Origin of the sequence: uncultured Pontibacter sp. (assembly GCF_947499215.1) — a bacterium.
In the GTDB taxonomy this organism is placed as follows: domain Bacteria; phylum Bacteroidota; class Bacteroidia; order Cytophagales; family Hymenobacteraceae; genus Pontibacter.
Genome location: NZ_CANMNI010000002.1, coordinates 341,486 through 356,088 on the forward strand (window position 1 = coordinate 341,486; position 14,603 = coordinate 356,088).

At 48.7% G+C, this 14,603-nt stretch carries 11 protein-coding genes and 1 tRNA gene; 7 read left to right on the forward strand and 5 right to left on the reverse strand.

Annotated features, from left to right (window positions below; translation table 11 throughout):
• The first annotated feature begins 431 nt into the window (after positions 1 to 431).
• Positions 432 to 4,055, forward strand: a complete 3,624-nt coding sequence (gene dnaE / locus Q1A04_RS09445) for a DNA polymerase III subunit alpha (protein WP_299704500.1) — start codon at positions 432 to 434, stop codon at positions 4,053 to 4,055.
• 86 nt (positions 4,056 to 4,141) lie between these two features.
• On the opposite strand, the gene Q1A04_RS09450 is transcribed toward dnaE, so the two are convergent.
• Positions 4,142 to 5,857 carry a S41 family peptidase gene (locus Q1A04_RS09450; protein ID WP_299704503.1) on the reverse strand — a complete coding sequence of 572 codons (1,716 nt, stop codon included), beginning with the start codon at positions 5,855 to 5,857 and terminating at the stop codon, positions 4,142 to 4,144.
• A 481-nt stretch (positions 5,858 to 6,338) separates the two neighbouring features.
• Here Q1A04_RS09450 and trxA point away from each other — a divergent pair, with 481 nt between their 5' ends.
• A complete protein-coding gene (gene trxA / locus Q1A04_RS09455; protein WP_191184504.1) occupies positions 6,339 to 6,665 on the forward strand; it encodes a thioredoxin in 327 nt (108 codons plus the stop codon).
• Between the two features lie 59 nt (positions 6,666 to 6,724).
• Here the strand turns inward: trxA and Q1A04_RS09460 are convergent, their stop codons facing one another.
• Positions 6,725 to 7,222 (reverse strand): DUF421 domain-containing protein, encoded by a 498-nt coding sequence (locus tag Q1A04_RS09460; RefSeq protein ID WP_299704511.1) that lies wholly within the window; start codon positions 7,220 to 7,222, stop codon positions 6,725 to 6,727.
• Positions 7,223 to 7,263: 41 nt separating this feature from the next.
• Positions 7,264 to 9,192, reverse strand: a complete 1,929-nt coding sequence (locus Q1A04_RS09465; protein WP_299704514.1) for a hypothetical protein — start codon at positions 9,190 to 9,192, stop codon at positions 7,264 to 7,266.
• A gap of 146 nt (positions 9,193 to 9,338) precedes the next feature.
• Here Q1A04_RS09465 and Q1A04_RS09470 point away from each other — a divergent pair, with 146 nt between their 5' ends.
• From Q1A04_RS09470 to Q1A04_RS09480, 3 genes are all read left to right on the forward strand, one after another.
• Positions 9,339 to 9,731, forward strand: coding sequence for a DUF5329 family protein (locus Q1A04_RS09470; protein WP_299704548.1), 393 nt, complete (start codon positions 9,339 to 9,341; stop codon positions 9,729 to 9,731).
• A 98-nt stretch (positions 9,732 to 9,829) separates the two neighbouring features.
• Complete coding sequence (locus tag Q1A04_RS09475) at positions 9,830 to 10,195, forward strand: STAS/SEC14 domain-containing protein (RefSeq protein ID WP_299704552.1); 366 nt, start codon at positions 9,830 to 9,832, stop codon at positions 10,193 to 10,195.
• Positions 10,196 to 10,470: 275 nt separating this feature from the next.
• Complete coding sequence (locus Q1A04_RS09480; protein WP_299704555.1) at positions 10,471 to 11,187, forward strand: OmpA family protein; 717 nt, start codon at positions 10,471 to 10,473, stop codon at positions 11,185 to 11,187.
• Positions 11,188 to 11,262: 75 nt separating this feature from the next.
• On the opposite strand, the gene Q1A04_RS09485 is transcribed toward Q1A04_RS09480, so the two are convergent.
• Both Q1A04_RS09485 and Q1A04_RS09490 read right to left on the reverse strand, forming a co-directional pair.
• Positions 11,263 to 11,787, reverse strand: a complete 525-nt coding sequence (locus tag Q1A04_RS09485) for a DUF6141 family protein (RefSeq protein ID WP_299704558.1) — start codon at positions 11,785 to 11,787, stop codon at positions 11,263 to 11,265.
• A gap of 84 nt (positions 11,788 to 11,871) precedes the next feature.
• On the reverse strand, positions 11,872 to 13,011 hold the full coding sequence (locus tag Q1A04_RS09490; protein WP_299704561.1) for a cystathionine gamma-synthase: 1,140 nt from the start codon (positions 13,009 to 13,011) through the stop codon (positions 11,872 to 11,874).
• 171 nt (positions 13,012 to 13,182) lie between these two features.
• Here Q1A04_RS09490 and Q1A04_RS09495 point away from each other — a divergent pair, with 171 nt between their 5' ends.
• Entirely contained in the window at positions 13,183 to 13,902 is a 720-nt protein-coding gene (locus Q1A04_RS09495; protein WP_299704564.1) for a TVP38/TMEM64 family protein, read from the forward strand.
• Between the two features lie 67 nt (positions 13,903 to 13,969).
• Positions 13,970 to 14,046 (forward strand) — tRNA-Arg (locus tag Q1A04_RS09500).
• The last annotated feature ends 557 nt before the right edge of the window (positions 14,047 to 14,603 follow it).

The window sequence follows — 14,603 nt, forward strand, 5'->3', positions numbered from 1 at the left end:
CTTGAGGGGACCATAGGGGTGTTTCATTCTAAAAAAACCTATTCAAAACATATTGTCATTCTGTAAAGAAACTTGTTTGAAGGAAGGTTAAGCTTATACTACTTGCGGGTGTAGGGGCACTCTTTACCAAAATCCTTTCAGGATGACGAAAATGGGTGTAAAACGACCTTACACTCTTGGGAGGCGTTTCTTCTAAAGATTAAATTGGAGAAGCACCACCTTAACATTTTGAGATCCAGACAAAGTCAAAATAACAAGGCGCGGCGGGACTATTTTCGTCGCGCTTTTGTTTTGCTGCAGAGCTGTTTTTGGTTTGGGCAGCCGACCATTTTTCCGTAATTTTAACATCCCGAAAATGAATCACCGCATAGGCTATACCTTGCATAGATTCATTCCTAATTCTTAGTTTCTAATTCTTAATTCCCAAAGAGTTGCCTGTTTTTTCGCATTTACACACCCATACCCAGTACTCTCTGCTCGACGGTCAGGCCAGCATCAGCGCGCTCATGAAAAAGGCGCAGGCCGATGGCATGCCCGCCGTTGCCATGACCGACCACGGCAACATGTTCGCCGCCTTCAACTTCGTGAACGAGGCCAACAAGTATAACGTGAAGCCGATCGTGGGCTGCGAGTTTTATCTGGTAAAAGACCGACACCTGAAGACCTTTACCAAGGAACAGAAGGACGTGCGCCACCACCAGTTGCTACTCGCTAAGGATCAGGAGGGCTACCAGAATCTGGCCAAGCTTTGCTCGCTTTCTTACATTGAGGGGGTATACAGCAAGTGGCCGCGCATTGACAAGGAGTTGCTACTCAAGTATAGCAAAGGCCTGATCGCGACCAGCTGCTGCATTGGTGCTGAAGTACCGCAGGCTATTTTGTGGAAAAGCGAAGAAGAGGCCGAAGAGATATTCAAGTGGTGGCTGGACGTGTTCGGTGAAGACTATTACATCGAAATACAGCGCCACGGCCTGATGAATATCGACGGTACAGGTAAAAGTCAGGAGGACATTAACCAAGTGCTGCTGAAGTGGGCGAAGAAGTATAACTGCAAAGTAATCTGCACCAACGATACGCATTATGTGGATCAGGAGGACTGGAACGCACACGACATTCTGCTTTGCGTAAATACCGGTGAAGACCAGAGCACACCCGTTGGTGACTTTACCACCAAATATTACCGCTTCCTGAGCGACGACCAGAAGGTGATTTACGACACCGTGGAGAACGTGCGCAGCAAGTATAGCAACCAAATGAGTGTGCGCCAGATGTTGCAGCGCATTGACGATGCCGGCCCAAAAACCCGTTTTGGTTTCCCGAACGATCAGTTCTACTTCAAGACGCAGGCCGAAATGAACCAACTGTTCAAGGACGTGCCCGAAGCGGTGGACAACACCAACGAGATCGTTGATAAGATCACACCGCCTGTCCTGAAGCGTGACATCCTGTTGCCGAACTTCCCGATTCCGCCGCAGCACGCCGACGCCGACGATTTCCTGCGCCACCTCACTTACGAGGGAGCTGCCAAGCGCTATTCCGAGATCACTCCCGAAATAACCGAGCGACTCGACTTTGAGCTGCACGTTGTCAAGACCATGGGTTTTGCCGGTTACTTCCTCATCGTACAGGACTTCATTAACCGTGGCCGCGACATGGGTGTGTTCGTGGGTCCGGGTCGAGGCTCGGCCGCCGGTTCGGCGGTGGCCTACTGCATTGGTATCACCAACATCGACCCGATCAAGTATAACCTCCTATTCGAGCGATTCCTGAATCCGGAGCGTGTGTCCATGCCCGATATTGATATTGACTTTGACGACGTGAACCGCCAGCGCGTGATCGACTACGTGGTGGACAAGTACGGCAAAACGCAGGTGGCTCAGATCATCACCTTCGGTACAATGGCTGCCAAGTCGTCGATAAAAGACGTGGCCCGCTCTACCTCTCTGCCGCTGGCCGAGGCCAACGAACTCGCCAAGATGGTACCCGAAACTCCGGGCACAACGCTTGCCAAGGCCTTTATGGAGAACCTCGAGCTGGCCGCTATACGCGAAGGTGATGATGCACGTGCCGCCGTACTCAAACTGGCTGAGAAGCTGGAAGGCTCGATCCGGAACACAGGTATACATGCCGCGGGCGTCATCATCGCCCCGGACGACATTACCAATTACATACCTGTTTCAACCTCCAAGGACTCCGACCTGTTGGTAACGCAGTTCGACGGTAAGGTAATCGAGAGTGCGGGTATGCTGAAGATGGACTTCTTGGGCCTGAAAACCCTGACCATCATCAAAGACGCCATGGAGCTGATCAAGAAGAATCATGGCGTGGAGATCGACATTGACAACATTCCGATAGACGACGAGAAGACCTACGAACTCTACCAGCGTGGCGACACCATCGGTACGTTCCAATTCGAGTCCGAAGGTATGCGCATGTACCTCAAGGACCTGCAGCCGACCAACATTGAAGACTTGATCGCCATGAACGCCCTTTACCGTCCGGGCCCAATGCAGTTCATCCCGAACTTCATTAACCGCAAGCACGGCAAAGAGGAAGTGGAATACCCGCACGAATTGCTCGAGCCGATCCTGAATTACTCTTACGGGATCATGGTATACCAAGAGCAAATCATGCAGACGGCCCAGATTCTGGCCGGTTACTCACTGGGTGGCGCCGACTTGCTGCGCCGCGCTATGGGTAAGAAGGACATGAAGAAGATGGCCGAGGAGCGTGAGAAGTTCATCAAGGGAGCCGCCGAAATGCATAAAATTCCGGCGAAAAAGGCTTCCGAGGTGTTCGACGTGATGGAGAAGTTTGCCCAGTACGGCTTCAACCGCTCGCACTCTGCCGCTTACTCCGTGGTGGCGTACCAAACTGGTTACCTCAAAGCGCACTACCCTGCCGAGTACATGGCGGCGGTGCTGACAAACAACATGAACGACATCAAGAAGGTGACGTTCTTTATTGAGGAAGCCCGCAAACAAGGAGTAGCCGTGCTTGGTCCAGACGTGAACGAGTCCCTGCTCAAGTTCAACGTGAACGAACAGGGGCAGATCCGTTTCGGTCTGGCCGCCATCAAAGGCACCGGCGAAGCAGCCGTAGACGCCATCATTTCAGAAAGAGAAAAGAACGGCACGTATCAGGACATCTTCGACTTCTCGAAGCGCATTAACTTGCGTGCTGTGAACAAAAAGACGTTTGAAAGTATGGCCTTGGCCGGAGCTTTCGACTCGTGGGGACTCTACCACCGTGCTCAGCTGATAGAAGTGCCGGAGGGCGAGAACATCAGCTTGCTGGAGAAGGCGGTCCGCTATGGCAACAACTACCAAGCCGAGCAACAAGCAGCGCAACAGTCGCTGTTCGGGGGCAGTGCCGCTGTGGCTTCTCCACTGCCGAAAATACCTGAGGTACAAGTATGGACACAGGCCGAAATGCTACGCCGCGAAAAAGAGGTGGTAGGTTTCTACATTTCGGGCCACCCACTCGACCAGTTCAAAATGGAGATAGACTCGTACTGCACCTCTTCGCTGGCTGACATTGCCAACCATAAGAACAAGGACATCAACGTAGCCGGTATGGTATCGGAAGTAGTGATCAGGACGGCGAAGAACGGCAACCCCTTTGCGCTGTTCTCCATCGAAGACTATGACACTACGCTGCAAATGGCCTTGTTCGGGGAAGACTACATGAAGTTCCAGCCTTACTTGCGGCAAGGGCTATACCTGTTCATCAGAGGCAAGGTGCAGTTGCGCTATCGAACCGAAGACCAGTGGGAGCTTAAGCCAACCAATATCCAGCTCTTGGGCGACGTGATGGACAAAATGGCGCAAGGCGTGCAAGTAAACGTAAACCTGCAGCTCCTCACCCCGAATTTAGCCGAAGCTTTGGAAGAAGCCATCGCGACTAGCCCGGGCCAGAAGCGACTGGAGATCACCCTGCACGTGCCAGACGAAAAGCTTGTACTGCCGACTTACTCACGCAAGTACCGTGTTGACCCGAAAGTGTTTTTAGGTCAAATCAAGGATTTAGGGCTGGGTGAGTGTAAGTTGTTGTAAAAAAGAAAAACCCTCTACTTCCTAAGCAGCAAAGCCTGATGTCAGTGTAAACATCAGGCTTTACTGTTTAGGTATATAAGGATAAGTTAATTGTCAGAGTTTACGGAAAACGCGGCTGCTTTCTCGGCTTCCGCTAGGGCCTCATATATAACTGCATCTTTACCAGCCACTACACTTGCCACGGTAGGCCGGACAACTTTGCCTATCCTCACGCCTTTTCTTTGCACAAATGTACCTCCCGCACCACGTTCTCCCACAGCTGTGAAGGCAGCATTTGCGCCACCAGGCAATGGAAGCCAAGTTATATTACCAGTAGTTCCTGCCGTTTGTGAGCCCATAATCAGTGTGTTAGGCCGTTGCGCCAATCCCATGGCAAAGCTCTCTGGTAGGCTCTGCGTCCGCTCGTCCACCAATACAATCATCTTGCCTTGGTAAGGTATAAGAGTTGAAGTGTCTGTATGCTCAAACACACTCTTGCTCACAGCGAAGAAGCCTGGGAATTGCACAAGAGCTTCGGAAGAGGTTGACACATGAAAGTTATGACCATAGAGGGCTGGTAACGTCTGCTGGTATACCTGAAAGTTCGGGTAGCCTCTCAAGTCAAACACAACTGCTTTGGCACTTTGCATAGCTTTGAAAAGCGCCTGTAGTGTATCAGTTTTCTTGATGCTAGTAAAATCAACGTATAGGATATCCTTCTTAAGTTCGTTCCACAGCGTCTGAGTTGGCTTATCACTGAGTATTACCAACTCCTGATAAGGATAGCGACTGATTTGCCTGACAAGACTGTTTTTACCACGTCGTATCTCTATAGTCACTTGGTTGTCAGTGTTTACATTCAGCAGGTAATTGGCTATGTCCCGGTAAGTTGCGGCTTCGTTGGAACCTACCATAAGCGGCTCCAACTCCCTCACCCGTTCCTTTACAGGTTTTCCGTCAATGGCTGTGATTACATCTCCTACCTGCACATCCTGCGATTTCGCGATAGAGTCTGACAACATTTCAGTAATAACGAACTGGTTCTGAACGTAACTGACCTTAAAGTAGGGGTTTGGCCCCCATATTCTATCCAATACTGGGCTGCTCACATAAGTGTGGCTGTCCCGAAGTTCCTTGTTCAAGCGTTGCATAGCCAAGTGATAGGCCAATTCATTTTCCACATTACTGAACACAGGTATGTACTTTGCCAACGTTGTTTCCCAGTCCTTGCCGATTGTCAGTTTATGCGGATAGAAAAAGTTAATCGCATTCCAATACCTCGCTAAAGCCAACAACCTAGTTTCCCAATCAGGATAAGCCTTATCAGGCATAGGGTTTTCAAGAAATCGCACATGATCCAAAGTATATTCTTTATACTTGTTGCTGGTATACCTATTCTCAATTGGCAGGTGCCGTTCGTACAATTCCTTCAGTTGCCGCTTTAGGGGGATACTGGCATTGTAATTTGAAATCTCTTGCACTGAGAAAATTGAAACCACCGTATCGGACTGCGGTAGGTTATAGGCAGTAGCGAGCTTTGGAGCATGTACTTGGCCATAGAGATTATCGAGTAATTTGTGAAACTCCTGCTGATTTTTCGCTTTCGCCACTTCAGGTACAGTAACTACAAATAAAGAGTCCCAATCCATAGTCCCAGTGGCAACTCCTGGATGGTAATACTTCATTAGTCCCCAGACCTTTGTGAAGGTAGCAATACGGTTGACGGTCTTCTTGTCTAATTGCTTCGGGATATCGCCACTATACGCATAATTGCCTACTAATTGCAAAAACGCATAAACAAGGTAAGTTCTGAATAGCTTCATAAGGTATAGGGTTAAGTATTTTAATTAAATTCTACAGACTAATCACTTAACTGAGTTTCCTTAGATACAATCAATATCCAAACAGCAATAACAGCCGTTCATTATCATATATAAATTACTATTTTTATTAATAAAATACCAATATAAAAAAATTTATAAAGTTAATTTGTTTTAAAACTGCAGGGGTAAACTCGAGATAAAATTCAACAGACACAGATTGCCCGCTTGTCACAAACACTACCCTAGCCTGTATACCTTACCCACACCATTGCCACTGAAACTAAATCCTATAACATTTGTTTATACAAATAAATATACCCTCGGCTTGCAAAAGACGTATGTATAAGTTCTAAATTTGCAACGGGAGTTACCCGAAAACAGGACAGCTTGTCAGACAAACCAAGTTTGGGCTCAAATTTGACAAGCTAATAAATGTTACTATATTTAAAACACAGAATTTAACCAACAAAACGTTAAAGTTATGGCTAACAAAGCATTAGAAATCACTGACGCTAATTTTGATGAGATCATCAATTCAGATAAACCCGTGCTGGTAGACTTTTGGGCAGAGTGGTGCGGTCCGTGCCGCATGGTAGGTCCAATCGTTGAAGAACTGGCCGGCGAGTACGAAGGCAAAGCCGTGATCGGTAAAGTAGACGTAGACGCCAACCCACAGACTTCTGCCAAGTTTGGCATCCGTAGCATCCCGACGCTTCTTATCTTCAAGAACGGTCAGGTAGTGGACAAGCAAGTAGGTGCTGTTCCAAAAGGCGCACTGGCTCAGAAGCTGGACGCTCAGATGGCCTAAGCACCAGCTTATCATATTTAAACACGAAAGCCTTTCCGGTGTCGGAAAGGCTTTCGCGTTTAGGAGTCTTTTTTGACAATGCTGATATCTCCACTCCGTTCCAGACAGCCGTAGGCTACGTCTTTTACTTCTGTAACACCTCCGACGCGCAAGGCTTCCTGCAAGTCTTTCTCGGTCAAGTTGTGTTTCTGTAACTCATCTTCTTGAATTTCGCCGTCTTTTATTAAACACACGGGACTCCCTTTGATCAAAGGCCCAAAGAAGCCAGAGGTATTATAGGCGAGAAACGCAAAAAAACGGTGCAGCAAAACCAGCGTAAGTGCGGCGGCAAGCGTGGGCCAGAAAGGAGAATTACCTGTAATGGCGCGACTCAGGATAGAGCCGTAGATAATACCCAGCACGATATCGAAAGCGGTATGCTTGCCAAAAATACGCTTGTTGCCAATGCGCATGATCAGTAAAGCTGCTATGAAGACCACAACCGCCCGGATGGACATCTGCCACCACGTGAGTGAATCGGAGCCTATACCTAAGAGCGTATACAGAAAATCAACCATACACTCCCAACGGGGAAAATCATGGGAATGTTATTGCCTCACTATTGGCACTCGCAAAGCTTCTTATCCAGCTGACAGAGCATGGTATAGTGCTGTTCTGCGTCTTGCATCAGCCTTTTAAGCTGTTTGTTGTATTCCTGCACCTGCTGCAGCCGGGCGTTGGCAGGTTCGTTTTTTACCAGTGCGTCCAGTTCTTTGATGGTAGCGGCAAAGTCATTACTCTTCTCATTCAGCTTACTGTAATACTTGTCCATCCCGTTTTCGGTGCTGGCCACGGCTAACGCCTGCAAGTTGTTGTCGAAGCACGATTGCCAGCGCAACTGACGGAGCACCTGCTGCTCGGCGGCGCTTTGCAAATTGCCCATTTCCTTTTTCTCTTCCTTCAATCTGAATGATTCGTAGCGTTTGTTATACTCTCCCACGGCATCGCGCACCTTGTCGCGACAGCTCAGGCAGTTGCTCGTGTTGGCTTTGTCTTGCAGGGCATTGCGCATTGGTATGGTTTCGTCAGAGGCCTGCGTATCGGCTAGTCTCTTCACTTCCCTCTCGAACACCTCGCGGTACTGCAGGTCTTCTAGCTTTTTGGTCAGACGCACGATGGCCTCTCCTTCCACCGAAGCTGACAGATAATCGGCCCGAGGTAATTCTACTGATGAAAGCTTAGCCAGTGCGGCTTCGCGCTTAGTTGGCGTATCCCACGCTTTTGGGTTATTCTCGAGTTCCTGCAGCGTATTTACCAGCACCTTGGCATTCTTTAGGTTATGGTCGGCGTCAAGGTATAGGTCAGCGTTGGACAAAATGGACTCGTACTCTGAGCGGAAGATGTTCTTATAAGTGGTGTTCTTATCAAACTCCTTTTCACGTGCCTCAAAAGCGGTTTTCATGCGCTTATACTCTTGCATGATACCGAACAGGTTTTTGGCATTGATCTCCGGGGAGTTGTTGCGGTAATTGAGTCGGTAGGCGTTCAGGTTCTGCTTCATCTCGGCGAATATGCGCAGGAACTCTACGTATAGCTTCTCCTGACGATAAGTCTCGTCGTTCATCAGCTTAGTGTCATAAGCGGTCTGGATCTTCTGCTTCCGCTTCTCGATCAAATCCATGGTCACTTCATCGCCCGTCAGCACATCCACCTTATAGAGCGACTTGTAATTGGCCACCACAATGTAAGGGTAGTCTTTGTATCCGATGACCTCTTCCAGTTGCTTGCGATCCAGCTTGCTGGTGTTCTTGCTGAGGTAGTCGCCGAGTTTGGCGGGTTTTAGGGTTACGGTTTTTACGCTGCCCGGCACGAAAACGTATACCTTCACTGAGTGCAGGCGCGTGTCGAAGTCCTGCCCTTCGTAGAGGCGGATCGTCGAACTGAACTTGTATTCCTTCTTCTTAGCACGGGCGTTCAGCAAATTGCCAAACTCTCCCACCAGCGACATCACCGCCACCGAAGGGGTGGTCAGGTTCGAAAGGCTCACCAGTTGGTTTGCTACCAAATTAAATACCTGATCGCCATCCTGATTGGAAACCGCCTTCGCATTGATGGCCGCATCGATACTGTTCTGCGCCGAGGTCAGCGGCATTTTGTCGATGATGCGCACTACCTCCAAATGGTCGCTCACCTGTGTGTGGTAATCGTTTTTGTCTTTGTTGATGTGGAAGTTGAAGAGTGGGTACACGATCTGGTCGTTACCGAAAAGCTTCAGGTTTTTGAGCTGTGCCGTGATGAAGAGGTACTCCAGTTCATAGGCATACCTCTTCTTGTTTTTCTTTTTTACACCAGAGTCCAGTTCGTTGAGCACACGGTTGAACTGACCGCCATTATAGAGGTAAATATCGGTGGAGAGGTATTGCCACTCGTCCGAAAATTCAAATTTGTCGTTGTAACTATAACCCAGTCTGGTTTCGATGTTCTGCTGGGCAAAGGCCTGCTGGCATAGCAACAGCGCCATCGCAAAGAGTGAGAAAATTTTCTTCATAAAATACGTATAGCCGATAAAACGGCAGATTCAGGTATAGCTTTTGCTTCTGAACCTAACGTTAAGACTTGAAGTTAAGTGCATTATCGCTGCGGTAAATATCGCTAATCGTTCAGATTTTTTTAAAATAAAGAAGTACAAAAACTATGCTTAGAATATTATTTATGGCGCTTGCCATTACGTTTACCCAAAGTGCTCTACAACCTGTGGCAGCTCAGGCATCCTATGAAAACAGTGAAGTTCCCGAGGTGCTGTCAGAAGCGCAAAAGGTACAGAAACTGCTTGATTATGTCCGCTCCTTAGAGGGCGCCACTTTTATTCGGAACAACAGCGAATTTTCCCCTGAAAAGGCCGCCGGGCACCTTTCCTCGAAATGGGAGAAACACGCGGCCAGAGTAAAGACCGCTGAGGGCTTTGTTACAAAGCTGGCTTCGGAATCTTCATCGGGCGAGCCCTATAGCATACGCTTCGCCGACGGCACTACCAGCACCACACGCGATGTTTTGCTTCGGCACCTGCGAACTCTTGACGTCAAGTAAGAAAAACTGTACAAAAAGAGGGATAAGTATCGTTGTAGCCATATATTATACCGGAACGCAGCACCCTGCGTTACGTATCTATGACAAACTTAATTCCGATGCTACAGTTACTTGAAGAGTCAAGAGACGAGCTGGTTGCTTTTCGACTGGCAGGCAGTATAGACCGGCACGATTACGATGTAATGCTTCCCATTCTGGAGGAGAAGATAAAGCAGTATGGGAAAATTCGGGTGTACGCTGAACTGCAAGATGCCGAAGACGTATCGTTGCAGGCACTCTGGGAGGATCTGAAATTTGATTTCCGCCACGCCACGGATTTCAGGAAAGTGGCATTGGTTGGCAACCGAAAATGGCTGGACTGGCTTACTGTTATGGCCTCGCCATTTACTACGGCAAAGGTAAAGTACTTTGAACCCATGGACCGTGAAAAAGCGCTTGACTGGGTAAAGGCAGACCAAGAATAGATAAATTTACTAAGTATAAAAACAGAAGAGGCAGACTGTAAATGGTCTGCCTCTTCTGTTTCTGATCGCAAATTCCGCTCTAAAATCTTCTTTCAGAATTATTATTCGCTATATCACTTATAATATATAGTTTTAGCATAATATTTGCTCTTGTATGGAGGCTGTGCTGCTAAACATTTGAGGGGTTGATTATAATATTAGGCCTCCTTTTTTCGTTTTGACCCATAGTTGCCCGTTAAAAATTAACAAACAACACAACAAACAATCAAACCCACATGAAATCTAATTTCACAAAAGCCTCTTTGTCTCTGCTGCTATGCGGCGCCCTTATGTCTTCGTGCGTGTCGTCTAAGAAATACGACGAATTGAAAGCTAGCAAAGAAGCGTTGGAGCGCGAACAAGCCGCCAGCCGTGACAAGGAAAAAGAACTGAACAACACGCTGAAAGAGCGCGAACAGAAACTCGCTGAACTGGAGCGCGCTATGAACGACCAAAAGAAGATCTTGGACGATCTGCGCAACGAAGTGAACGCTGCCCTTTCCGGCTTCAACCAAGGAGACCTGAGCGTAAACATCCGTGATGGCAAAGTATACGTGTCCATGTCAGACAAACTGCTTTTCGCGACAGGAAGCACCAAAGTAAATTCCATTGGCAAACAGGCACTGGACCAACTGGTGACTGTATTGAAGAAAAACCAGAGCGTAGGCGTGATGGTAGAAGGCCACACCGATGACGTAGAAGTACGTCCAGGCACAAAAGACATCGCCGATAACTGGGACCTGAGCGTGCTGCGCGCCACTGAGATTACCCGCCTGATGGCACAGCGTGGCTTGTCGCCTGACCGAATCACCCCAGCCGGACGCGCTTACTTCCAGCCGGTTGACACAGGCCGCACGCCTGCCGCAAAAGCCAAAAACCGCCGTACAGAGATTATCCTGACCCCTGACTTCACCGAGATCTACAAGATCCTCGGCATTCAGGCGCAGCAGTAATTCTTATACCTAATGCATAACAAAAGGCCGTTGCCCCTCAGGAGCGACGGCCTTTCTGTTTTCTATACCTAATTTCTATACCTCTATACCTTTGCCCATTGATTTTGCCTGCTCGATGGCTCTAAACAATTCAGAGGCCCGTTGCGAGCCGATTAGGAGTGGCTGCTGGTTGTAAAAGTGTAGCAACACCCCTTCCCTGCCCGACATACTGTAGGCTTTACCTCTGGTACTCCAGCGAATGCCCCAGCCGCCATACTCTCGGATCGGATCATAGGTCACCTTCTCGAAAGTACGCAGCGTGTGCAGCGGTATGCGCACCGGTTTCATGTGGAAAGGCTTGAATCGCACAAAGAGCACACCGGGCTGTACCTCTGTCGTCATCGACATCCAGTAGAAGAAAAAAGGCAGGCCAAAGCCGATTAGTGCCAGCATGACACTCAGCTGAATGTCCGATACGGGTCTGTTCCCAAATGCACCACCCAGCACCACTTGGTACACAAAACCGGCCCAAAAGATAAATGCTATACCCAGTATGAGCGCCCAAAGCCAGAATTGCTTAAACCGCTGCCGCTCTCGGAATATGACTTGTGCATTTTTCATTTTATACCTGCATGAACCGATAATTTACGAAAAAAGCCGTTCCGGTTTAATCCGGAACGGCTTTAATTTCGATGGTTCAATTAACTATCCTATCGCCTGCTCGAGGTCGGCCAACAGGTCTTCGATGTCTTCTATACCTACACTCAAGCGAATCAGTGAGTCGCTCAGGCCTGCCTTCAGACGCTCCGCACTCGGTATGCTGGCGTGCGTCATAGAGGCCGGATGTCCGCACAGCGACTCTACGCCACCCAGCGACTCGGCAAGTGAAAAGTACTTGAAGCGCTCCAGCGCTTTAATGGCATCTTCCATTTTATCACCTTTCAGCACAAAAGAAACCATGCCACCATAGGAGCGCATCTGCTCTTTGGCCACTTGGTGACTTGGATGGTCTTCTAAGCCTGGCCAGAATACCTTCTCCACCTTGTCGTGGTTTTTGAGGTACTGTGCCACGGCACGACCGTTTTCGCAGTGGCGCTCCATTCGGATATGCAGCGTCTTGATACCGCGCAGCACTAGGAAGCAATCCTGCGGACCCGGTATACCACCGCAAGCGTTCTGGATAAAAGCCAGTTTTTCGTGCAGTTCGTCATCCTTTACAACCACGGCACCCATCACCACATCCGAGTGGCCTGCCATGTACTTGGTGAGCGAGTGCATCACAATGTCAGCGCCCAGTTCGAGCGGGTTCTGCAGGAACGGGGTTGCGAAGGTATTGTCGGCCACCAGCAAGAGCTTGTGCTTTTTGGCGATCTCCGCGCAGCCTTTGATGTCGATGATGTTGAGCAATGGATTTGTCGGGGTCTCTACCCAGATCATGCGGGTGTTTTTGTTCACAAGCGCCTCCACTTTGCTCAGGTTGCTCATGTCGGTGAAGTGGAATTTGATGCCGTAGTTGGCAAAAATTTTAGTGAAGATGCGGTAGCTTCCGCCATATAGGTCGTTTGTGGAGATCACCTCGTCGCCCGGCTTCAGCATTTTGATGATAGCGTCTATGGCCGCCATGCCGGAAGCGAAGCATAGGCCATGCTTGCCGTTCTCCAGCTCCGCCAAGGCGTTTTGCAGAGCCGTGCGGGTCGGGTTGTGCGTGCGCGAGTACTCATATCCCTTGTTGTCGCCCGGCGACTTCTGGACGTAGGTAGAGGTCTGGTAGATGGGCGTCATGATAGCGCCTGTGGTCGGGTCTGGCTCCACGCCGGCGTGTATAGCTTTTGTTCCGAATTTCATAGTTTCTATTTTAATGATGAATGGTATGCTACAAGTTAATAAATTTACAATCGAGGAAGCTGCGTAGCCCCTAAGCTTTCGAAAACTGTTGCATACCCGTCTGTTTTGCGTATACCTTCACCAGACTTATATCAGCCCTTAAGTGGCTTTAAATGAACTAACACACAGTTTATGCTGAAACTATCCATGCTGCGGACTTTTATACGGGAAAACGCCTCCTCGTTTATCTCCATGCTGCTGTTGGTGGTGGTGCCACTGGTGGTGAGCTCGTCTGCGGCCGTATACCTGTACCAGAACGAAACCCTGCTGCAGGACCTGAGCTGGCCCCAAATGCTGCTTTATTTTGTGGTGATCTCCTTTACGATGTCGCTTGCTCTTACCCCTACCACCTTTGTGGCGCTGGTGAGCGGCTTTTACTTGGGCTGGCCCGGCTTTGCAGGTGTGGTGGTATCCTACGGCATTGCCTCGCTCATCGGCTATACCTTGGCCCAGCTGATAGACCACGGCAAGATGATGTCGTTCCTGAACCGCTTCGAAAAGACCATGTACCTGATGCAGGAGCTGCGCGACCAGAGCTGGGGCCTGATCTTTTTGACCCGCATCTCGCCTGTGCTGCCCTTCGCGCTTATGAATTTTGTGCTCTCTCTGCTGCAGGTAGACAAGACCCGGTTCTTCTTGGCGAGCATTGTAGGTATGTTGCCGCGCACACTTTTCTTCTTTTGGGTGGGCACACAGGCCAGCGACGTTATAAAATTATTGCAGGACCCGGGAAGCAACAAGGGTAGTCAGCTGCTTATGATATCCTTGATTATCATTTCGATAGGCGGATTGTACTTCATTTTCGACCATGCCTTGAAGCGGGCGCTGCGGAAAGCGACGGCAAAAAATTGATAAAAATTCGCTTTGGGGCTTGCATTGCAAGAAAAAAGGCCTTTACTTTGCATCACAATAACGGAATGGTCACGTAGCTCAACTGGATAGAGCATCTGACTACGAATCAGAAGGTTAGGGGTTCGACTCCCTTCGCGACCACCACTTTACAAAGTTAACCGCTAAGACTCAATGACTTAGCGGTTTTTTTGTGCCCATGCACCACATTCTTTCACCACAAACACACTTTCACCACCTCACACAATAGTTACATTTTACAATATTTACATTTTGTAAAAAATATTTCTACATCCAAAGCTCTGCTCTCAGACACTGTAGTGTAGGGTGAATCAATGTAGACACGCTGCGTATATATTTATCGCATTACCCCCTTCACGGTTATTAACCCAAAAGAGCGGCCCTACCTAGGATATATAAGGAAAACTCTAACATGCAGGAACACCTTGATGCCATAGATTTCCTTCGCCAGTTCGGTAGTTGTACTTATGTAACGACCTATAGGAACATTGATTTTGAAATCTCATTACGTGTAGTGGTGAGTGGTGAGCCATACTATAATTATGTCTTTTCTATGTTCGGCTTCGGTGAAGCCATAGTCGACATGTTACAACAGAGCATTCATTCAAAACAAGAAGTCTGCATATTCACTGCATGTTTGTCAGAGCAACTCTCGCCCCTCGATGTACCTGTACAACAAGTGC